Below are 627 nucleotides of genomic sequence, written 5' to 3'. Positions count from 1 at the left end.
CGCCTACGGCGGAGGGGTCATGAAGGACTACGAGCAGGCGGTTTTCTGGTTCCGCAAGGCCGCTGAGCAAGGTAATGCCGCTGCCCAGGGCGACCTCGGCGTCCGCTACGAGACCGGCCAAGGGGTTGTGAAGGACTACGAGCAGGCGGTTTCCTGGTACCGCAAGGCCGCAGAACAAGGTTATGCCGCTGCCCAGGACAACCTCGGAGCTTGTTATGCCTCCGGACAGGGAGTCCCGCAGGACTACCAGCAGGCGGTTTTCTGGTTCCGCAAGGCTGCCGAACAGGGTGATGCCACCGGCCAGTTCAACCTCGGAGCCTGCTATGCCACCGGTCGAGGGGTTGCGCAGGATGATCAGCAGGCAACTTTCTGGTTCCACAAGGCCGCTGAGCAGGGTGATGCAGCCGCCCAGAACAACCTCGGAGTCCGCTACTCCCAGGGTAACGGAGTGGCTCAGGATAATAGCCAAGCGTATGTTTGGCTTTCTGTTGCTGCTGCCAATGGCCAGTCAAAAGCCGCAGATTATCGAAGTCATGTAGCTAAAAAACTATCCAAATCCCAACTGGCGGCAGCGCAAAAAATAGCGGGGCAGTATTGTGAGAAATACCAATCACGTCGCTGATTTCT

At 58.2% G+C, this 627-nt stretch carries 1 protein-coding gene; it reads left to right on the top strand.

The window, feature by feature from the left end:
* The coding region (locus AC1DH9_RS30410) for a tetratricopeptide repeat protein (RefSeq protein ID WP_477809488.1) at window positions 1–622 on the top strand (622 nt) is incomplete at its 5' end.
* Window positions 623–627: the final 5 nt, after the last annotated feature.

It is taken from the genome of Pseudomonas sp. 05T35 (genome assembly GCF_056396605.1).
The sequence above is the reverse complement of the archived record's forward strand: the minus strand, read 5'-3'. Positions and strand labels throughout refer to the sequence as shown.